At 49.9% G+C, this 22155-nt stretch carries 17 protein-coding genes and 1 pseudogene; 17 read left to right on the top strand and 1 reads right to left on the bottom strand.

What is annotated here, in order from left to right; translation table 11 throughout:
- Positions 1–7 precede the first annotated feature (7 nt).
- The 16 genes and pseudogenes from GNP95_RS26830 to GNP95_RS05710 all read left to right on the top strand — a co-directional run bounded on the left by GNP95_RS26830 (position 8) and on the right by GNP95_RS05710 (position 20996).
- The gene (locus GNP95_RS26830) at positions 8–7291 is read left to right on the top strand and encodes a DEAD/DEAH box helicase family protein (RefSeq protein WP_155609860.1); all 7284 of its coding nucleotides are present in this window, start codon (positions 8–10) and stop codon (positions 7289–7291) included.
- Between the two features lie 181 nt (positions 7292–7472).
- A complete protein-coding gene (locus GNP95_RS05780) occupies positions 7473–7757 on the top strand; it encodes a hypothetical protein (protein WP_007130982.1) in 285 nt (94 codons plus the stop codon).
- Between the two features lie 49 nt (positions 7758–7806).
- Positions 7807–8757: a DUF3991 domain-containing protein gene (locus GNP95_RS05775; RefSeq protein WP_007130981.1), complete on the top strand. Its 951-nt coding sequence runs from the start codon at positions 7807–7809 to the stop codon at positions 8755–8757.
- A gap of 164 nt (positions 8758–8921) precedes the next feature.
- A complete protein-coding gene (locus GNP95_RS05770) occupies positions 8922–9212 on the top strand; it encodes a type II toxin-antitoxin system Phd/YefM family antitoxin (RefSeq protein WP_007130980.1) in 291 nt (96 codons plus the stop codon).
- Positions 9190–9507 (top strand): type II toxin-antitoxin system RelE/ParE family toxin, encoded by a 318-nt coding sequence (locus GNP95_RS05765; protein ID WP_007130979.1) that lies wholly within the window; start codon positions 9190–9192, stop codon positions 9505–9507. The genes GNP95_RS05770 and GNP95_RS05765 overlap by 23 nt, the downstream gene beginning before the upstream one ends.
- 268 nt (positions 9508–9775) lie before the next feature.
- A complete protein-coding gene (locus GNP95_RS05760) occupies positions 9776–10132 on the top strand; it encodes a plasmid mobilization protein (RefSeq protein WP_155609859.1) in 357 nt (118 codons plus the stop codon).
- A 14-nt stretch (positions 10133–10146) separates the two neighbouring features.
- The gene (locus GNP95_RS05755; RefSeq protein WP_330163271.1) at positions 10147–11556 is read left to right on the top strand and encodes a relaxase/mobilization nuclease domain-containing protein; all 1410 of its coding nucleotides are present in this window, start codon (positions 10147–10149) and stop codon (positions 11554–11556) included.
- Positions 11465–12340: a PcfB family protein gene (locus tag GNP95_RS05750; RefSeq protein ID WP_155609858.1), complete on the top strand. Its 876-nt coding sequence runs from the start codon at positions 11465–11467 to the stop codon at positions 12338–12340. Before GNP95_RS05755 ends, GNP95_RS05750 begins: the two co-directional genes overlap by 92 nt.
- Positions 12337–13242 (top strand): hypothetical protein, encoded by a 906-nt coding sequence (locus GNP95_RS05745; protein ID WP_155609857.1) that lies wholly within the window; start codon positions 12337–12339, stop codon positions 13240–13242. The genes GNP95_RS05750 and GNP95_RS05745 overlap by 4 nt, the downstream gene beginning before the upstream one ends.
- A 21-nt stretch (positions 13243–13263) precedes the next feature.
- Positions 13264–13455, top strand: a complete 192-nt coding sequence (locus tag GNP95_RS05740; protein ID WP_007130974.1) for a hypothetical protein — start codon at positions 13264–13266, stop codon at positions 13453–13455.
- On the top strand, positions 13442–14257 hold the full coding sequence (locus GNP95_RS05735; RefSeq protein ID WP_007130973.1) for a type IV secretory system conjugative DNA transfer family protein: 816 nt from the start codon (positions 13442–13444) through the stop codon (positions 14255–14257). The genes GNP95_RS05740 and GNP95_RS05735 overlap by 14 nt, the downstream gene beginning before the upstream one ends.
- A 98-nt stretch (positions 14258–14355) precedes the next feature.
- Positions 14356–15123, top strand: a complete 768-nt coding sequence (locus tag GNP95_RS05725) for an ABC transporter ATP-binding protein (protein ID WP_007130972.1) — start codon at positions 14356–14358, stop codon at positions 15121–15123.
- Positions 15110–18304, top strand: coding sequence for an FtsX-like permease family protein (locus GNP95_RS05720; protein WP_155609855.1), 3195 nt, complete (start codon positions 15110–15112; stop codon positions 18302–18304). Before GNP95_RS05725 ends, GNP95_RS05720 begins: the two co-directional genes overlap by 14 nt.
- A 315-nt stretch (positions 18305–18619) precedes the next feature.
- Positions 18620–18926, top strand: a pseudogene (locus GNP95_RS26825) (transposase); the annotation flags it as partial.
- 517 nt (positions 18927–19443) lie between these two features.
- The gene (locus GNP95_RS05715; RefSeq protein ID WP_095397594.1) at positions 19444–20382 is read left to right on the top strand and encodes a VanZ family protein; all 939 of its coding nucleotides are present in this window, start codon (positions 19444–19446) and stop codon (positions 20380–20382) included.
- Positions 20383–20513: 131 nt separating this feature from the next.
- On the top strand, positions 20514–20996 hold the full coding sequence (locus tag GNP95_RS05710) for a hypothetical protein (protein WP_095397593.1): 483 nt from the start codon (positions 20514–20516) through the stop codon (positions 20994–20996).
- A 132-nt stretch (positions 20997–21128) separates the two neighbouring features.
- On the opposite strand, the gene GNP95_RS05705 is transcribed toward GNP95_RS05710, so the two are convergent.
- Complete coding sequence (locus GNP95_RS05705) at positions 21129–21494, bottom strand: helix-turn-helix domain-containing protein (RefSeq protein ID WP_055109574.1); 366 nt, start codon at positions 21492–21494, stop codon at positions 21129–21131.
- Between the two features lie 77 nt (positions 21495–21571).
- Between GNP95_RS05705 and GNP95_RS05700 the strand changes: the two genes are divergently transcribed.
- Positions 21572–22024 carry a site-specific integrase gene (locus GNP95_RS05700; protein ID WP_074048690.1) on the top strand — a complete coding sequence of 151 codons (453 nt, stop codon included), beginning with the start codon at positions 21572–21574 and terminating at the stop codon, positions 22022–22024.
- Positions 22025–22155 lie beyond the last annotated feature (131 nt).

Below are 22155 nucleotides of genomic sequence, written 5' to 3'. Positions count from 1 at the left end.
GGTACCGTTGACCGCGAAAATACAGCATATCGTTGATTTGTCCGTTCATACCGCCCGCACGGTTGTGGAACATCCCGACCGTTGGGCGGATTTTTTATCGACAGCGGCGTGGAACTACAAGTATCCGTTTCAAGATCAGTTATTAATCTATGCACAGCGGCCCGATGCTACAGCTTGCGCATCCATCGACGTCTGGAACAAGCGGCTCAACCGTTGGGTCAAACGCGGGGCGAAAGGTATTGCACTTATCGAAGACCGGGGCAACCATTTTGGGTTACGGCATGTGTTTGATATCTCGGACACGCAAAGCGGAGATCCTCGACCGGTCTCGCTTTGGCGCATGGAGCCGGGCGATATAGCGGTCGTTACGGAAACGTTGAACAATGCGTTTGGCGAGCAGGAACCGGATGCGGCATGGCCGAATGCGCTGCTGAGCGCAGCCCGGAACGCAGTGGATGACAACAGTTCGGATTATGTGGATTTGCTTGTTCGAGAGCTTGAGGGCAGTCTGCTTGAAGAACTGGAACGCCAACCTGTGGAAGTGCTGTTCCGTCAGATTGTGTATCATTCCGTTGCCTATATGGCACTAACCCGCTGTGGTATGAACGCCCCTCACTATATTGGACGGGAGGATCTTTCAGGCATCGGGAATTTCAATACACTGCCCGCTCTTTCGCAGCTTGGAGCAGCGATCAGCGACATCGCGGAGATGATGCTGCGGGAAATCGAATCGACGATACGGGTGCAGCGGCGTGTAGAACGTCAGACTTCACAGGCTAGAGACGTTCGCACCGTTGCAAGAGAAACGGCCTTGACACAAAATGAAGCTAAACGATTGCCAGAAAGGACGGATGAACATGGAAGTGACTTACACCCGTCAAGGGGGCTATCTGCTGCCCGACCTGACACTGACCGAGGATCATCAACTGATCGGCAAGTATGGGATGTTGCGCAAAAACTACCTGAAAACCGAGAAGAAAGGCACATACGCCAGCCTGCTGCTCTCGGGCGAACTGCACCAGCATCTGACGGAAATCGACCGGTCGGCGCGGACGCAGCTCGAACAGACGATGAACGAACTGCTCCGTCTGCACCCGGCCCCGGACAAAGCGAGCGATCCGCTGGGCTGGACGGGTTACATGAACAGCCTGAAGCAACAGGTGGAGGAGACCATTCTGACAGAACTGATTTACAACTAAAATGGTATGATCGAAAAACGGAAGATCGGAGTCTTCCGTTTTTTCATGACCATCATGCCATCAACGATCTACTGCGCACCGCTCCTTTACTGAAAAGCAAGTCGGAAATCGAGGCTTTCTTCGCCGCACATGAAAATGAAGGGGAGCGGGCGTTGTATGTGCGTAGCCTGTTTGCGCCGGGTCAGTCCGAGCTTACGCTGGACGAAGACCTTCTCATCGGGTATGAACCGTATCGCAATGTGCTCCATCTTTGGACGGGTCCGGCAACCGAACCAACCGCACAAAGTTTTTACGATTGGGAAGTGATCGCCGGCCATATCAACAGTATGATAGTACTTAACGAATTTGACCCGGCACGAAAGACGGAGCCATCGGTTCAGCAGCAAACCTTATTTATGGAACAGGCGGAGGCGGATACAGCCTCCGCTTTTGTCTGGCCGCAGGCGGTGATCGATGCGATTCTCCAACAAGGAAGCGGCTTTGCCAACAGTAAATATCGCATTGCTCTCCATTTTCAGCAATCGTTATCGGAGAAAGAAAACGCCGAATTTTTGAAACGGGAATATGGCACGGGCGGGCGCGCCCCTGTACTGATCGGCACGGATATTTATGAGCATCATGATAGCAAAGGCATCACGTTGACCCGACGTTCAATGACGGATCAAGAGCAAAAGCTGGTGTTGCCTTGGATGAAGGTACAGAAGCGGATCGGCGAGTTGCTGGCGGCGGGACGTTATCTGAATCGTTTGGAAACGGAACGACTTCCTGCATTTGCCGAGCAACTGGAGGGGCGCCGCGGGCAGATGGCCGAAGAAGCGTCTGCTCGCGAACGGTTGGAACAAGAACATCCGTCCTCCTCACAGCAGTCGGAGACGATGGAGCGGAAGCAGGCGCGTTATGCCTATGCGCCCGGCGATACGGTTTTTTTTGGCGCGGACGAATATGAGATTTTGCTGGTGGAAAACGGTAACGTGATGCTGCGGGATGTTCATTTTCCGCTTTTCACCAAGGAACTGGAACGCCGAGATTTTGAACGCATCCTGCGTGAAAATCCGCTTAATGATCATCTGCTAACTGATGAACAAGGAGTGGAAACCGAAGCGGAGGAACCTGCCGGAAAAGAAATAGAGCCGGAGCTTTCGGATGGAGATGAGCCGAAGTCTGCCTCGGCATCCCTTCAGTTAACCGAACAAGTATCGGATGAGGCGCATAATGAGGAAGCACCCTCTGCTCCTTCCGCTGTCGAGGATGTACGGTCTGTTGCACCGCAAACGACTGCGGTGAATTACCGTATCACCGATGACCAGTTAGGGCATGGCGGAGCCAAGGTTAAGTATGGTTTTAATGTAGCCGCGATTCGCTTGCTCAAACAATTGGAGCTAGAAGGCCGCCAGGCAACTGCGGATGAACAGGTCGTTCTCGCCCGCTATGTCGGATGGGGCGGAATCCCACAAGTATTTGACGAAGCGAACGCGCAATGGACGGCCGAATATGCCGAACTGCAATCGTTGCTGGAACCGGACGAATATGCGTCCGCTCGCGCATCAACGCTGAACGCTCACTATACGTCTCCAGTTGTCATTAAAGCAATCTATGGTTGCCTGGAAAGGATGGGCTTTCGCAACGGCAATATTTTAGAGCCGTCCTGCGGGATCGGCAATTTCTTCGGGTTAGTTCCGGAGTCGTTTCAAGACTCGCAGCTATTTGGTGTAGAGCTGGACAGCATCACAGGTCGCATCGCCAAGCAGCTTTACCCGCAGGCAACGATTGCGATCAGCGGGTATGAGGAAACCGCTTTGCCGGACAGTTTTTTTGATTTGGCCATAGGGAATGTTCCTTTCGGCGGGTATGGTGTGGCGGATAAACGCTACGACAAGCACAAGTTTCTCATTCACGATTACTTCTTTGCGAAAACATTGGACAAAGTGCGTCCGGGCGGCATTATTGCCTTTATTACGTCCAAAGGAACGATGGATAAACAGAACCCGGCTGTCCGCAAGTATATTGCGGAACGGGCAGAATTGCTGGGTGCGGTTCGTTTGCCGAACAACGCTTTTCAGTCCAACGCCGGAACGGAAGTGACGGCGGATATTTTGTTTCTGCAAAAGCGCGACCGAATGGTGACTGTCACCGAACAAAGTGTGGAATGGATTGGCTTGGCAGAGACAGCCGAAGGCGTGCCGATCAATGCGTACTTTGCTGCGCATCCTGACATGGTGCTTGGGACGATGGCGTTTGATGACCGGATGTATGGCAATAGACAGGAGACGACTTGCAACCCGTACCCGGATGCTAATTTAAGCGAACTGCTGGGAGAAGCACTGACCAATATCCATGCCGATTGGGTGGAGGTTGAGAGGGAAGTAATGCCGGATGAAGAAGACACGTCCCTCCCGGCCGATCCGACCGTGCGCAATTTCAGTTATACCCTTGTGGACGGCCAACTGTATTACCGCGAAAACAGCCGGATGCACCGAGTGGACACGTCGGCCACGGCCGCCGGGCGAATCAAAGGTATGATCCGATTGCGGGATACGGTGCGCGAACTGATCGAATACCAGACGGAAGATTATAGCGACGAAGAGATCCGGGAACAGCAGCGGAAATTGAATGCGCAGTATGATCGTTTTACCGCCCAATACGGTCTGATCAACAGCCGCGCCAACAGCCTGGCATTCGCCGACGATAGCGCCTATTTTTTACTTTGTTCATTGGAAGTGCTCGACGAGGAAGGGAAGCTGCTACGCAAAGCCGATATGTTCACGAAGCGTACGATTCGGCAGCGCACGACCGTTCGGCATGTGGAAACGGCAGAGGAAGCGCTGGGCGTCTCCATTGGAGAAAAAGCACGTGTCGATCTCCCCTATATGCAAGAATTGACCGACATGACAACGGAACAGCTTGTTCAGGAGTTGCGCGGCGTGATCTTCCCCAACCCGGAAAGACTGGATGAGAAAGGACAGCCGGTTTTTGAAACGGCGGATGCTTATTTGTCTGGCAACGTTCGTGACAAACTTCTGATTGCACGGCGTGCCGCCGAAATGGATGCAGAGCGGTACGGCGAAAATGTCAAAGCATTAGAAGCGGTGCAGCCGAAAGATTTGGATGCTTCCGAGATTGATGTGCGGTTAGGAGCGACGTGGCTTCCTCCGGAAGTGATCCGGGAGTTTATATTCGAACTGGTGGACACGCCATACATGTTCCGGCAGTCTATCGACGTCTTGTATTCCGAATATACAGCTGCCTGGAATGTCCGAGGGAAAAGCAATGACCGCAGCAACAACATTAAAGCCAACGTGACCTTCGGAACGAATCGTGTGAATGCGTATAAGATTTTGGAAGATACCTTAAATTTGCGAGATGTGCGCATTTTCGATACCGTGCTGGAGAATGGCGTGGAAAAGCGCGTTTTGAACAAGCAAGAGACCGCAATTGCCCAACAAAAGCAGGAGATGCTGAAAGAAGCGTTCCGCGATTGGATTTGGAAAGACCCGCAGAGGCGGGAACGATTAACGCGTTTGTATAATGATCGTTTCAATGCGATCCGCCCGCGCGAGTACGATGGCAGTCATATTCGGTTTACGGGAATGAATCCGGAAATCCGGCTGCGCCAACATCAAGTCAATGCGGTTGCCCGGGCGCTGTATGGAGGCAATTCCCTTTTTGCTCATTGTGTAGGCGCAGGCAAAACGTTTGCCATGACCGCTGCGGCCATGGAAAGCAAGCATCTTGGCTTATGCAGCAAAAGCATGTTCGTTGTTCCTAATCATTTGACGGAGCAGTGGGCAGCGGAGTTTTTGCAGCTATATCCATCGGCGAATATTCTGGTGGCGACCAAGAAGGACTTTGAAACGAAAAACCGCAAAACGTTTTGCGCGCGGATTGCCACCGGCGACTATGACGCGATCATCATCGGACATTCGCAGTTTGAGAAAATTCCCATATCGATGGAGCGCCAACGTCAACAACTGGAGGAACAAATTTACGAGATCACAAGCGGCATTCGCGAGCTGAAGGAGGCCAAGGGCGAACGGTACGCGATCAAGCAACTGGAGAAGACGAGGAAGACGCTGCAAGCCAAGCTGGCAAAGCTGAACGATACCAGCCGCAAGGATGATGTGGTCACCTTCGAGGAGCTGGGCGTAGATCGGCTATTCGTGGACGAGGCCGATTCGTACAAAAACCTGTTTCTTTACACGAAAATGCGCAATGTGGCCGGACTGTCGCAAACCGAAGCGCAGAAGTCGTCGGACATGTTTGCCAAATGCCGCTATCTGGACGAACTGACCGGAGGCCGGGGTATCATCTTTGCGACGGGTACGCCGATCTCCAATTCCATTACGGAAATGTATACGATGCAGCGCTACTTGCAATATGAGCGGCTGCGAAAGCAAGGATTGCAACATTTTGATTCCTGGGCTTCGACGTTTGGCGAGACGGTCACGGCGATTGAACTGGCACCGGAAGGAACGGGCTATCGGGCGAAAACCCGGTTTGCCCGTTTTTACAATTTGCCGGAACTGATGAATATGTTCAAGGAAGTGGCTGACATCCAGACGGCGGACATGCTCCAGCTTCCCGTACCGAAATCCCATTTCCACAATGTTGCCGTGCCGCCAAGCGACTTCCAGCGGGAAATGGTCGCGGATCTCGCCCACCGTGCTGAGCGGGTGCGAGCCAAGGAAGTAGAGCCGCACGAAGACAATATGCTCAAGATTACGAATGATGGGCGTAAGCTGGCACTGGATCAACGGCTGGCCAATCCGATGTTGCCCGATGACGAAGGCAGTAAAGTGAGCGTTTGTGCGGACAATGTGTTTCGGCTATGGAAGGAACACGAGGAAAAGCGGCTAGCCCAACTGGTGTTTTGCGATCTATCCATCCCAAAGCAAGACGGAACGTTCAATGTGTATGACGAACTGCGACGCAAGCTGACAGAGAAAGGGGTGCCTACCGAGGAGATTGCGTACATTCACGATGCCAACACCGAGGTGAAGAAAAAGGAACTGTTCGCCAAGGTGCGGACTGGCCAGATTCGTATACTGCTCGGATCGACATTTAAAATGGGGGCGGGCACCAATGTGCAAACGAAGCTGATTGCGCTTCATGATCTCGATTGCCCTTGGCGCCCGCGCGACCTGGAGCAGCGAAGCGGACGCATTATCCGGCAAGGCAATGAGAATAGCGAGGTACACATTTTTCGGTATGTGACGGAGAACACGTTCGACGCTTATTTGTATCAGACGCTGGAGAATAAACAGCGCTTTATCTCGCAAATCATGACCAGTAAATCGCCGGTACGTTCTGCCGAGGATATCGATGAAGCAGCCCTTTCTTATGCCGAAGTCAAGGCGCTGGCAACCGGTAATCCGTATATCAAAGAGAAGATGGACCTGGATATCCAGGTTTCCAAGCTTAAGCTGCTCAAGGCTAATCACTTGAGCCAACGCTACGCATTGGAGGATCGGTTGCTGAAAGTATTGCCGCAACAAGTCAAATCTACAGAAGATCGAATTGCCGGATATGAACAGGATGTCGCTCTATATCTGCGTTCCAAATCGGCTGTGCCGGAGGGAACGGATGAATCCAAGTTCCCAGGTATGGTCATTAAGGATTTTACCTACACGGAGAGAGCGGCAGCAGGCGCGGCCTTGCTGGAGGCGTGCAAGGGAATGACTTCATCCGAGCCGCAGGAGGCGGGCAGTTATCTCGGTTTTTCCCTATGGTTATCCTTTGACAGCTTCCATAAAGAATACAAGGCGACCCTGCGCGGCGCATTGGACCATACCATCTCGCTAGGGATGGATGCAGGCGGCAACATCACCCGGTTGAACAATATGTTGGCGGATTTGCCAGCCAAACTGGAACATAGCCGCCAGCAACTCTCCACGCTGCTCCAGCAGATGGAAACAGCGAAGGAACAAGTCGAAGCTCCTTTCGAGAAAGAACAGGAGCTGCTAACGAAATCGGCGCGACTCGCGGAACTGAATGCCCTGCTTAATATGGATAAGCGGGAGAATGAAGCCGTGGACAGCGTTCCGGACGAAGAACCGGAAGCGCCCGAACGGCGAGTGGTGGGCCGTGGGCGATAACGGCCTGACACCGTCGTTCCTCCCCCTGAAAGGGAACTTCATGCTGACCATTACGGAGAAGAACATGGTATCGGTGCGAGCATTTCACAGGTCGAAGATCGCTCACTTGTTAAAATTATCAATTTCATGACGAATGGGACTCCGGTTTTGGGGTCCTTTTCTCGTTTCCGGAGGAATGAACATGTTGTATGCCAGCCCAAGCGGCGGATGCTTTTGTCCGATTTTGCCGCCTTTTGGTTACGGAACCAGCTTGATCAAGGAGGGAGAAACCGTGCCATCGTTGGAGTTGATATCCAAAGAGAAAAACGGATTTGGCGACACGTATTATTACATCCGCGACTCAAACGGGGTGACCAGTCAAGTTCATGAAGGCGATTTAGACGCATTCATGAACAAGAAAGGCGTTACGAAGTTGAAGGAAGGCAGAGCTTATACGTACCCCAAAAAGAGGGGTAAGGCACGATGAACCATAACCCCATCGGACGCTGCCTGGATTTCCAAAAGGAGCTGCGGCAATGAGCTATGTAAACAAGGAACAGATCGAACGTGCCAAAAGACTGGACCTGCTCACATATTTGCAAATGTACGAGCCGGCAGAACTGGTCCGATGCTCCCGCAATGTCTACACCACCCGGACACACGACAGCTTGAAAATTTCCAACGGTAAATGGTACTGGTGGTCAAGGGGGATCGGCGGGCGCTCGGCGCTGGACTATTTGATCAAAGTGCGGGGCATGTCTTTTCCCGATGCGGTGCTGCAAATGGAAGGCGTTCATCCAGGCAGCGCACCTGCATTTTCGCAATCTTTGCAACAACGCTCATCTCCAGCGCGGTTTGAACTTCCTGAACCGAATCGTACATCGCATCGCGTCATGGCCTATCTCAGCAAACGTGGTATCCATCGCACGTTGATCGACTACTGTCTCGAAACGGGGCGTTTGTATGAAAGCCGCCGCTATCACAACGCGGTATTCGTCGGTTTCGACCAGCAAGGAACGCCGCGCTATGCGGCGATACGCGGTACGACAAGCACTCGTTATATGGGGGAAGCCGCTGGCAGCGACAAGCGGTATTCGTTTTCCATTCCGGCCTCGGGAAACTGTACGGAACTGCATCTGTTTGAGAGCGCTATTGATCTCTTATCCTACTGTACGCTGGAACATCTCGCTGGCCGGGATTGGCGGCAGGCGCATAAGCTGTCGCTGGCCGGAATATACAGGCCCAGGACAAATGGGGAGGACTCTACTCCCCCGTCTGCCCTAACGCATTACTTGCAGTGCTTTCCCCAGGTGAATCGACTTGTCCTGCACCTGGACAATGATGAGCCGGGGCGATTGGCGGCAGCCACGATACAGAGGCTCCTCTCCCCCGCCCTTCTCATATCCGATGAGCCGCCTAAGTTCGGAAAGGATGTAAACAACGATTTGATGGAATTCCGAAGAAGACGCGGTGAACCATCCCGATAGCGGTAGACGCTGAACGGTTGGCGTCTTTTCTTTCTGGGCTACGGAAAATTTTCACATCATGTGGATAAGATGTGAATATATGGGGATAAGTGCAGCCGCATTGATTGTATAGCATGTAATAGGTATAATAAAATCAATATACAGCTATGCAAGGAGTGACCAAGATGATTATCAAACCTTCCGCCAGTATCCGGCAAAACTATAATGAAATCGCCGATCTATGCAAAACATCCGGGGAACCGGTTTATCTGACCAAGAACGGTGAAGGCGATCTTGTCGTAATGGACATTGATACGTTTTCCCGTCGCGAGAAGATGTTAAAGCTGCGTGAAGAACTGCTCGCTGTGCAAGAAGATCGTTTGGCGGGCCGTGTTGGCGTGACGCCGGATGAACTGGACGCTTACCTGGAGGGCATTATTGACGAGGTGCAGCATGGAAAAGATGCCCCGTTATAAGATCATCGTCTCCGATCGCGCCCGCCAAATGCTGGCGACTCATGTGCGATTTCTTGCGGAGAAAAGTCCGGATGCCGCGCGAAAAACGAAAAACGAATTACTGCAAGCGATACGTTCCTTGGCGCGAATGCCGGAGCGCTATCCTTTTCTGGAAGCGGAATTTATCCCGTCAAACAAGTATCACAAGATGTTCGTGGAAAAATGGTATCTGGTGTTATATCAAATTCAGGATGAAATCGTGTATGTCGATTACATTGTAGACTGCCGTCAGGATTATCGCTGGTTGGTGAGATAACAAAAAAGTTCGAAGGAAGGCGCTGAGCGGATCGGCGTCTTTTTTGTGTTTTTTGGGTCCCTCTCTTTTTCCCGGCAGGTGCCTTGAAGGCAACGCGAGACGACTGTCTCGTGTTGTAGCAAGCACTGAATTTGGATATCCAAATTCGCTTGTTAGGGGCATAGCCCCTAAGACCCCGTTCGCACGATGCTATTGCCTCGATGCTCGAATTGTCCCGCGGCGATGAGATTTTCTGTCGGTAGCTCATTTTCGGAAAGGGGTGATGCTAATGAGGAAACGACCAATCTCTTTTCTGGTTCGCTTAAATGAAAGCGAGCATGCTCGCCTTATGAGAGAAGTGAAAAAAACGGGACTTTCTCGGGAAGCGTACATTCGGGCACTGATCAATGGGTATACTCCCAAACCGCTACCGCCCCTGGATTATTTCGCGATGATGCGTGAACTGAACGCTATTGGGAATAACCTGAATCAACTCACTGTGAAGGCCCATACGACTGGACATCTGGAACGGGCTGCATTTCAGGTGGAAGCCGACCGCTTGCGCCGCGCAGTCCAGCAGATTCAACAGGCTGTAACCGAACCGGAACGAAGGCCACCAGTGAATCCAAATGTGCATCCGCCGTAGGGGGGGAATTTCGCGTGGCAACGACCGCAATCTGGGGTGTGACCGACAGGCTAAAGCGGGTGCTGGATTACGCCGCAAATCCCGACAAGACAGCAGAACGTAGCGAAGGCGGAGGTTTGGAGCAGGTACTCGCATATACACAGGCGGATGCCAAGACGGAGAAGCAACTATATGTCAGCGGTGTCAACTGCGATCCGTCAACGGCTTATGAGCAGATGCAGCGGACGAAGCGGCAGTTTTTTAAGACGGACGGCATTTTGGCCTTTCACGCCTATCAAGCGTTTGCGCCGGGGGAGACAACGCCGCAAATCGCCCATACCATCGGTGTTAAACTGGCACAGAAGTTGTGGGGGGAGCGCTTTGAAGTCGTCGTATCGACCCATTTGGATAAACAGCATGTGCACAATCACTTTGTGTTAAACTCGGTTTCCTTTGTGGATGGGAAACGGTATTACGACAACAAAGCTTCCTATGCCCTGCTGAGACAGACATCCGACCGGCTTTGCCAGGAACATCACTTGTCGGTGATCGAGCATCCCGAATCGGGCAAAGCCAAGCATTATGGAGAATGGAAAGCGGAACGTGAGCGAAAGCCAACATGGAGAGGGCTAATTCGGCAGGACATCGATCAGGCTATCGCATCTTCCATGACGATGACACAGTTTTTTGCCCATTTACAAAAGCAAGGCTATGAGCTTAAAACGGCGGTCAAACATGTGGCGATACGGGCGCCTGGAAAGACACGCTTTGTCCGTTTGCGCAGTCTAGGCGATGGCTACACCGAGGAAGCGATCAAGCAGCGAATATTGCGAAACCAATTGCCTGAACGGGAGAAGCCACCCCATGTTCGCAGACGACGAGCAGTATGTAAGGGTTATGTTCGGGCTGGTCGCAAGTTGCGCGGTTTGCAAGCTTTATATATCCGCTACTTGTTTGAAATGGGTGTGCTTCCTAGAAAACGAAAGCCTGTCAAAAAGCCATCCTTTAGACTTCGGGAGGATTTGAGACACTTGTCGGTATTGATGGAGCAAACCAAGCTGCTATGCAAGTACCGCCTCACCCATCAAGAGGAGCTTCTCACTTTTCATGACGGGTTGGAGGAACAAATCCAATCTCTGCACCAGAAGCGCAAGTCGTTGTACAACCGAATTCGCCGCTGCAAGGATGCGGGCCTGCGAGAACAATACAAAACGCAAATTGCTGTTTGTTCTAAACGGCTTGCCTCGCTTCGAAAAGAGGTGAAGCTGGTTCAAGGCATTTTGGAGCGTTCAGGAGAACTACGAGAGACGTTAAACAGAAGTGGCGCACAGGATCGAAAGGAGGAAGTTTTCGATGAGTACCGAAACGGAAGCCGCCAATCAGGTCGTCAACATGAGCTTGAAAAGCATCGAAGTCATGGCCAAGATTTCCGGCGAAGGCGCTAAGCATTTGGCAGTATATTTGTTTGCGGCCTTGCAAGGGCAGAAACGAACAAAGGGCAGCATCCGGTTGGAGGGTTTGCTGCGCAGCGGGAAAGAATTAAAGGTATTTGCGGTCAAAAACGAAGACCTGGCAACCTTCTGTAAGGAAGCCAAGCGGTATGGCGTGTTGTACTGTGCTTTGCGCGACAAAAAGAACGTGGACGGGATGTGCGATGTGATGGTCCGGGCGGAGGATGCGTCCAAAATCAATCGGATCGTGGAGCGTTTCCACTTGGCCACTGTGGATACCGCCAAAATTAAGAGTGAAATTGAAAAATCCAGTGGAATGTCCGAAGCGCCTGCTGTGGAACAAGGACATGAACCAGGTCACGAGCAAGTTCAGGAACAAGAACTGCCGAAGGAAGTCGCAGAAGAAAGGAATACAGACGACTTGTTGGATGAGCTGATGGGAAAGTCCGAACTGCCGGAGCCGACTCCATCGGAGGACGACCATTCAACAGCGGAGAAGGAACCGGCGGAAACGTCCCATCCGTCCGAGAATACCTTCGAGCGCAACGAGGTTACCGCAAGGGATACTGATCCACCTTCTCGTCAAGAGCCGGAGCGAGTGTCCGTCCGTCAATTATTGCGGGAAATACGCGAAGAGAACCGCCAGCAAAGGATATGGGAGAAAGACAGACAGCCGCGGGAACAAGCGGAACCGTTGCCGTCTCGAAAGGAGCGGATAGCCGCCGATAAACAACAAGCCAACAAAGCAAAAGGACGAAAGCGAGGGAAAGCCAAATGAGCGAACTGGATGATTTATTCCGACAGGATGCTGCGGCTTCCTCTTCTTTCCGTACAACCGAACCATCCTTCGATAAAGAAGCATGGGTGCAAAAGAAACAGGAGCTGCGGCAATGGACATATGATACGATTGATGCCACCACCTTGTCGGTGATGCAGAACGGTGAGGCGTTCCAGCAATATTTGGATGTCCAGAGCCGCTTTGACCGCTATAGCGTGGCCAATGCGTTGCTGATTCTGGCGCAGCGGCCAAACGCGACTCGCATTGCCGATTTTGACACATGGAAGGAACAAGGGGTATTCATTCGTCGAAAGGAAACAGGGTTTTACATTCTGGAACCGGGCGAAACCTATCAAAAGCAGGATGGCAGCACCGGTATCAGCTACAATCCGAAAAAGATGTTTGATATTGCGCAAACGACCGCCGCGTTGAAACGGGAAGAACCGGCATTCCCGGATGATCGCGCCCGTATTAAAGCGTTAATTGACCTCGCCCCTGTTCCGATTGGCATTGGTGATGCGTTGCCATCGGAAAAGCACGCGTTCTATCAGCCAGAACCAAAAAACATTACCATTCGTCGCGGGCTTGAGGCCGGCGATATTTTTCGAGCGCTTGCCCAAGAACTGACACATGCTGAACTGGATCGTGGCGATGGACGGTACAACCGCTCAGATAACGAGTTTGTTGCCTACTCCGCTTCTTATATGTTGTGCAGGCAATTTGGTGTTGCAACCGACACCTTCCGCTTTGATCGAGCGCCGGAGAAGTGGAACGGGTTGGAACCGCAGCAAGTTCGTGCCGAGTTGACGCTCATGAAGGAAGCTTTTCAACAAACATCCCAGAGAATGAACCGGAACCTGTCACAACAGCGCCAGCCTAAACGATCCGATCCGGTTCGCTAAGTTTTGTCTGGAGGGAGTGCTATGAAAAAACAGGAACGAATCTTGTCTTTGAATCATTATGAGCACGGGATAGTCGTCCATGCGCTGAATGCGTTACGAAATGACTTAATCGGTGAGAAACGACCGACGGATGCCGTGGATGATTTATTGTTAAAAATGATTGATGCCCCACTTCTAAATAAAAAGCGCTGGAGGCATTATGAAACGCGATGAAGCCGCAAGGAGTAATTTGATACTCTTTGCGGCTTTTTTTATTCCCGTCATCTGGTTGGCCCTGTTGGTTGCTCCCGCATGGTCAGAAGGATTGCCGAGTATGTTGGTCCATCTCAGCACGGCGATGCGCCAGCCGCTTAACATAGAGTGGGTGGACGATACGCCCCGCTGCTTGTTGATTTTTGCGCTGATCTATGGGCTTTGCGCTGGGGTTTATTTGGCGACACCACGGAATTATCGTCGGCGGGAAGAGCACGGCAGCGCCCGCTGGGGCCGAGCGAAAACCGTCAATGCCAAGTATCGAGACAGACGGACGGAACAAAACAAAATTTTGACGCAGCGGGTCAAAATCGGTCTGGATGGCCGCAAGCATCGCCGGAACCTGAACGTGTTGGTTGTCGGCGGCTCCGGCGCGGGCAAAACACGGTTCTATGCTAAGCCGAATGTGATGCAAGCCTCGACCTCTTACGTCGTTCTGGACCCAAAGGGGGAAATATTGCGGGACACCGGTCATCTGCTTAAAGCCAAAGGCTATGACATCAAAGTGCTGGACCTGATTCACCCGCATCGTTCGCATGGCTATAACCCGTTTGTCTATTTGCAGGACGACAAGGATGTCTTGAAATTGGTCACGGATTCGTATCCCCACTTCCCGACGGTCTCGCCGATTAACCCCCGAATAGTCGGGTCGTCTTCTACGATCATTATCTTCATCTTCATTCCATACGCCTCCATATCCTTAATCCTATTATATCTTAATTCGGCTAACACTACTGCAACTAGTACCGTGACAAAAATGTAAGCTCGCCAGTAGAAAAACGTAAGTTCAGCGTAAGGATAACTAGTCACCGGCATGGTACGATGGAAATTGAAAAAGGGAAAGCAGGGAGGAAAGATACAGTGGAAACGGTTATTGAAATAAAAGCGTTAACGAAAAGTTATGGGAATAAAGGGAACGTCGTGCCGGTGCTTCACGGGATCGATATGTGCATAGGCGAAGGAGAATTTGTCGGCATTATGGGGCCATCGGGCTCCGGGAAGACAACACTGCTTCATATGGCCGCCACCATCGATGAACCGACCTCCGGCAGCATCGTGATCGACGGGGAAAACGTTCTTCAAATGAACGAGGCGCAGTTATCGGCTTTTCGGCGATCCAAGCTAGGATTCATTTTTCAAGACTATAATTTGCTGGATACGTTGACGGTCAAGGAAAACATTCTGCTCCCCCTCGCGTTGTCCGGTATATCGGTCGACGAATTGGAGAACAGAGTGTCTGCCATTGCGGAACGATTTAACATCAAGCATATTCTAGAAAAATACCCTTACCAAATCTCCGGAGGTCAGAAACAGCGAACTGCTGCCTGCCGTGCCATTGTGACGCGTCCGCGACTGATTCTGGCCGACGAACCGACGGGAGCGCTGGATTCTAAAGCTGCGGCCAGCCTGCTAGAGGCGCTAAATGAACTGAACGAACAAGAGCATGCGACCATTCTGATGGTGACTCATGATGCATTAGCGGCAAGCTACTGCAGTCGAGTTCTCTTTCTAAAAGACGGTGTCATTTTTGCCGAGATCGTCAAAGGAACGACACCGCGACAAGCATTCTTTAAAAAGATACTGGATGTGTTGACGGTGCTTGGAGGGCGTACGGATGACGTTATTTGAGTTGGCCAAGAAAAATATAAAAGGTAATCTTCGCAACTATTTCATATATTTATTTTCCATGTTCGCAAGCGTCGCCATATTTTATGTCTTTGCTTCACTACAATATAGTACGCAGGTAGTCGAGGCTGTCGAATCTTCAGATAGCATGCAATCTGTGTTCATGGTTGGATCAATCATCCTGGTATTGTTTGTATCCGTCTTTATGATGTACTCTGGCCAATTTTTTACCCACAAACGAAAAAAAGAAGTCGGGCTATATGCTTTATTAGGTTTTCCAAAAAAAACAATCGGCCGGATGCTGTTCTATGAAAATATGACAATTGGAGCCGGCGTCCTGGTTCTCGGCATTGTGGCCGGTACGCTATTGTCGAAGCTGTTTGCCATGATTTTAATGCGCTTATTGGGAGTAGCTGTCGATGTCGGAATCACGTTCTCCCTTCCTGCGGTGCTTACCACTGTGGTTATATTTCTTATACTAATTACAATAACTTCTATACAAGCTTATCGATTGGTCTATCGATTCAAGCTTATCGAATTGTTCCGCGCAGAGCAGGAAGGGGAGCAGGAACCGAGGGCGTCGATCGTTCCCGCTGCCGCCGCGGTCGCGTTGCTCATCGTCGGCTACGGATTTGGACTTCGGAATTTTGAAAATAATGAACAGATCTTTACGAACCTGGGCGTCATGACCGTCGGCATCATCGCAGGAACTTTTTTGCTTTTTTCATCGCTCGTTATTTACCTGCTGAAATACGCCAAGAGGCGGAAGTCCCATTATTACAAGGGCATGAACCTAATCATGATTTCCAACCTGGTGTACCGAATGAAAGGGAATGCACGTACGCTAAGCGTCATTTCCATCTTGTCCGCTATCGCATTATGCGCCTTCAGTTTCGGTTTCAGCACTTACTACGCTTACGAGCACACGGCACGTGTAACGGCACCTTTCAGTTACATGCATATAGCGCAGGATGACGAAGTCGATCAAAAGATCGAGGAGATCATACGTGGCGACAATGCACATCCCGTGAAAGCCAAGATGTCGATTCCGGTCATCCATCTGAGCGGCGAAGCGTCAAGTGACGAAATCTTGTCTGATCGTGAGCGCAAGGCAGCCGAGCATCCGGTGAAAGTGATATCGGCCAGCGAATATAATCGCGTAGCGGAGGCACTGAGTCTTGACCGGTTAACGCTGAACGAATCAGATCAAGTGATCGCGATTCGCCCCATGTATACCGATTACGAATGGGCGGATTATGCAGGAGAAACCATCACCCTGGATTTGCCTAATGGGAACGTTAATTTAGCATTTGCAGGCATGACGATTGAACGTGTTCTCAATTGGCATTATCCGGATATTATGGTCGTCGTTGCGGACGATACATTTCGCATGCTGGAAGCGCAAGTTCCTACCGAGCAATATGTTGGTTACATCGTTCAGGACCAGAAGAATACGAAGGCGACCGCTGATGCGCTTGCAGCTATACAGACATCAGAAATGAAGCTATCGACCTATTATTCCGTGTATCGCCTCGGCATCGAGAATGCAGCTTTCAATGTTTTCATTCTAGGGTTTTTGGGTGTGATGTTCCTTCTCGCAACGGGCAGTATCCTATACTTTAAACAGTTGACGGAGGCGACGAACGATCGTTCTCGCTATGAGATATTGAAAAAAATCGGCGTGAGCCACAAGGAAATCGCCGCTACGATCCTGAAACAGAACGCACTGATCTTCTTGTTGCCGCTGTTGGTCGGCCTCGGTCATTATTTGATTATCTTTAACTGGCTGCGGAAGCTCTTCGGAGGAATGGGCGGTATAAATCTCCTGCTTCCAATATTGGTTTGCGTTGGATTGTTTATGGTGATCTATATGACATATTACATGATCACAGTAAATTCTATCATAAAGTTTATCAACGGGGAGTCTGCTCGTAAGGTTAGGTTCGCCATGTTCGCCTCAGCAGCCGTAATGGTTGCGGCCGTTAGCCTGTTCATCTTGGCGGAACCGCCAGTACAATACGACGAACCGCATACCGGTGAACGGATTCACATCACGTTACCTGAGCCGACTGGCGAGATGCCAGTGGGCGTGACGGAGCTCCACTTGACAGATATCGACCGAGCCGATCCTTGGGTAAAGGATCGAAAGCGGGAGCTTATGATCAGCATCTGGTACCCGGCCACCCGGGAGGTTGGCCAGAAAGCCAAATATATACCGCCAAACGCAGCTGCATTTTACGACGAAACCGTCATGCCGACAATCGGAGTAGAGCCCGGCCGAATCGATCTATCCAACATCGGCGTTCATGCTTCGCTGAACGCACCCGCAGAGCACGGAGAGAAGGGCTGGCCTGTCATCATATATTCTCCGGGCGGATCTGTTCCGAGAAGTCTAGGTACGATTAACGTTCAGGAATTGGCCAGTAATGGCTATGTCGTTGTGACCATTGACCACACATATGAGACAACGGTCGTCGAGTTTCCCGAAGGGAGAATAGAGACCGAGCAATTGCCTGATTTCGGGGCGGATACGGTACTGAAAATGATGAGCGTCAGGGTTGATGATGTCCGGTTTGTACTGGATCGACTGGAGGCGCTCAAGGAAGGGAACAATCCGGATCATGCGAAACGTGAGCTGCCTGAAGGGTTGGACCGGGCGCTGGACCTATCTAGAATCGGTATTTTCGGACATTCTGCCGGGGGCGCAACGGCTGCCCAGGCCATGTATGAAGATGAGCGAATCGGCGCAGGTATCGATATGGACGGTTCTATGGGTTATTTGCCCGATCACCTGCTACCTGTTGCCCTGTATGGACTTGACCGCCCGTTTTTACTAATGAATGCAGGCTTTACCGATGAGGGAGAGGTGGATTCCCATCTCACGGCGGAGGATAGGGCATCGTTCTGGAACGAGTCAAGCGGGTGGAAACTAGATGTAGCGATACCGAACGGGGCGCATTATACGTTCACCGATCAACAATATCTGTTGCCGCAAATAAGCAATAAGCTGAGCCTTTCTCCTCAAGTCGTCCAGGGGAGTGTTGGAACCGTCGAGCCGGAACAGGCGCTCGCGGCACAACGCGATTATATTGGCGCGTTTTTCGACATGCATCTGAAAGGGTTGCCGCAGCCGCTGCTGGAGTCACCGGCATCGCCTTATGCGGATGTGGAGGTGTTGGAATAACGGTCACGACTGAACCATCTTGAGGAAAAGTTGTATAATCAAGCACTACGGGTTGACTACTCTAATTTTAAGGGGCTGTCTCAAAGTCATAAATGACTAGCGACAGATCCCTCTTTTATAATCTTGCAGTTGTCGGGAGGGGGAACGAGTTCTGGTCGCTCTTGAACGTCGTGTTCTTGGAAAAGGTTAGAAGAGTACAACACGACGTTCAAAGGGCGGACGTAAACTCCTTCACCCATACCCACTCCCTCGCCCTTTTGTAACCTGAATGAGCCGCCTGCAGTCATTAAGCCCATGCGCGCTTCACTTCTGCGCGAGAGCATACAAAAAAATGAAAGCGTGTATGAAGTACAAATGCGTTACTACCGATGTGCAGACTTGAAGGTTGCCCACTTAAGGAGCGTTGCAGCAAAGCGCAAGGGAATCGCGAGATTAAAGTGAGAAATGACTTATCTTGGCTAAAAGGCAAAAGCATGTGAAGAACTTCAGAGCGAGGAAGGTCGTGAACTTTCCGTCCGGCGCATGATCGAGGTGGAAAGTGTAATTCGGTGAAATGAAGAACAACCGGGGATTCCGGCGTTTCTTGCTTCAAAATTTGCCGGAAGTAAGCCAAGAGGTCGGATCAGACTTACCAAGAATACTAGAAGTTAATGGCCGCCCTGCTGGATGAAGCAAAAGCGAATAACACAATAAATCTGGAACATGATTTGCGAAGACCGACCGATCACATTCATGACTCGCCAAATACTTCAGAAACTAATCGCTGGGTGAAGATATTGCCTTGAATTCTACATGCCTTGCGATGCTTAGCTCTTGTGTGTAATGCGGACATCTATAAGTCGGATCACCGGTTCAAACCCTGCATCAAGTAAGCATGAGCGGCGTGTATCATGCAGGGGAGCGGAAGTTTCCATTGTTCCGACCGATTGTTCCAATGATTTTGTTGTGATAAACGTATGAGACATATCATGTTCTCCTCTGCGTGGAGTGGTTGGTCAGAGAGTCAAGGGTGTCTCTTTTTACATTTCATAGAACTGAATTTGGGCAAGTAAAGTTAATCAAGCTAAGGGGTGGGGGTTTCATGAAACAGGCAAGTAGGTTATAGTGACAAGTGGAAAAATAGAGTGGAGGAGTTAAGCATGGTCAAACAACGCAAAATTTTACTAACCGCAACTATTGTCTATACCATTATTGTACTTTATTTTATGTTCTTCGCTTTCGGCAGAGGAGAGGCTTCGGAGCAAATTTCCAGCTACACCTTTATTTTCATGCCCGAGAACTTTATTAGTTTGCCGTCTCCAGCTGATCTCCTGCATCCCAACCTAATGAGTATGGTGGCTTTCGGGAACACTATTGCGTTTATTCCTTTCGGTATATTGATTCCATGGCTATACCGGGTCAGCTTTGTCCGGTTCATCATCTTATTCTTCATCGCGATTCTTGTGCTGGAAACGATCCAGGCCCTTACATTCCTGGGCAGCTTCGATATCAACGACGCTCTTCAGAATTCGATTGGAGCAGCCCTCGGTTTTGGGGCGTACAAGCTTGGTTTCCGTTACCGGAGCCTCGGGCGCAATCTGGTGGCAACGGCTATATCGGGTATGGTTCTTTTTATAGCTTTATGGGGATTAGGGGCGGCGGTAGACAAAATAACAACTAAAGTAGAGGGTCCGTTTGTGGCGATCACTGAATGGACGGACAACTCGGGCAATTCATCCACCGGAGACAAACCGGACAGTATTCAAATCAACGGACAGAAGATACCGCTCCGCTATAACCTATATGGCGCTGAAGGCGGAGATTCCAGAACGTTCACGTACAAGTCTGAGGGACAGACGATTTTCTCCTTCGATTACGGATGCCCCGAACCAACGGATTATTCCGGTAGTATCAGTGTTACTCGGGATGACAGGGAGATCATGAGCAATTCTGGAGAACTTCAGCGTACTCATCCTGATCTGTTCCCTTCGCTATTCAAGATTCCGCTTGAGCCGGGGGATGAGCTGAAGATCACGATTAAGGGCGACATGAAAGCATGGGATGTCGGGTATACGCGGATGCAGTATTTCTGGAACTAAGTGCTTAAAGGGATTTCGCCGCCATTTTATCATGAATAACACCTAGCGTTTGGGTTTTCAAGCGCTTTTTTTACTTTTGAGATCGGGATTTTCAGAAACCTGGTTATAACCTAGGCTGGTTGGTTGTCCAATTGGGTATTTTAAAGGAGCTGAAGGTCTGGAGAACGATCGGCTCCTCCGCTTACCGAGTATATCGCTATGAAGGGAAGCTCAATCTCTTGGAAAATGCCGCCCTGCTCCTATGTTGGAAAGAGGGAGATGGCTTTGAATCTAAGCTGATGAAGGCCTTTCTGAGCACGGATATTTCACTGAGCAATGAAGAGATTCTATGCTATTACAGCAAACGTTGGGACATTGAAACGTATTTTCGAACTGCGAAAGTACAACCGGCCATGGATCGTTACCAGGTTCGATCTACTCAGGCGATTGATCGTTACTTGACCCTGCTCATGTTTTCTACGTTATATTACCAGTATGACAGCCAAGGAAGTTTAAACGATGGGTTACATCACTACCGTATCCAGAAAAAGCACGACATGATTGAATATATTTACAACCAAGCCAAAAGTGAGGCAACATTAGACCAAATTAAAACATGGCTAAGCGTTGCATAGGGATACTGTCAGCTCTTAAAACTTACAAATTATTGAAGCGATTATTGGCAGGTACAGTTAAAGAAAATACAAGAGCGAAATCCCGTGTAAAAAAGAAAACGCTCTTTTTGTGTTAATGGCGATAAAAAATGGCTATTCAGACCTCGCTGCGGCATCTATTGATTTGAAAATCTCCGTTGTTACCTTATGGATCATCTTTACATCTTCGCTCTTCTTCCCTAATAGAAATTGATAGTGGACCTCAAGGACAGTTCTGGTCTCAAATTCCTGAGAATCTGGATCGATTTCTCGAAAATCTAAAAGATTTCCTGGCTTTATGTTAAGAGCGTCCATGATTTTTTCCAATGAATCAATGGATAGATTTCTTTTTCCAAGTTCAACTTCGGTTAAATATGAGGTTTGTTGCCCTGTTATTTGGCTTAATTGAAGTAAGGTCAGATTTTTTTTATTACGTATGCTACGAATTTTTTCACCGATCAGTTTTTTTAAATCAGACATCGATTTACAACCTCCCTGCTTATCCTAAGGGTAAGTGTTTCAATCGAAAAAATACATAACATTATAAGTTAAATATATTGACTCAATTGGGACTGCGTATTAGTGAGTTGATCACTATTTATAGCGCCTCAATCAAGCAAGTAGGCGGCGATACGATGCTAATTTATTCAACTGGAAAGTTGAGTCCCGAACCAGTAGAGGTTTCAAAGCCAGCGAATCAACTAGTAGTATACGCATTGGATAAAATCAAAGAATATGCAGTGCCGTTACAAAAGGAATCAGGGCTTCCATATTTGTTCCTGTCAAGAAATAGAAGCAAAAAAGGCTACCCGGTTGGATTGGCTTCGCATTCAAATTGGAATAAGAATCATTTGCGACCATGGATTAAACAGCATAATATCCGAGATAAGAACAACGAATTAATTGATTTTACTAGCCATACATTCCGTCATGTATTTGCAAGCTACGCATTAAAGGGTGGGGCATCGATAGAGGTGGCGTTACAGCATATTTGCCATCCTCCCACCTAAACCTTGTGGAACCTTTGTAACCGTCAAGTCCTTTTGATTTTCAAAAAATTAATAGTAAACATTACGAAGTGGTTGACATATAAAAGTAGTCGCTGTTACAATATGCATGAGTTAATCGTAATGATTACGAT

Origin of the sequence: Paenibacillus woosongensis, from assembly GCF_009725165.1 — a bacterium.
GTDB lineage: Bacteria > Bacillota > Bacilli > Paenibacillales > Paenibacillaceae > Fontibacillus > Fontibacillus woosongensis.
This window is presented reverse-complemented; position numbering and strand designations above follow the sequence as displayed.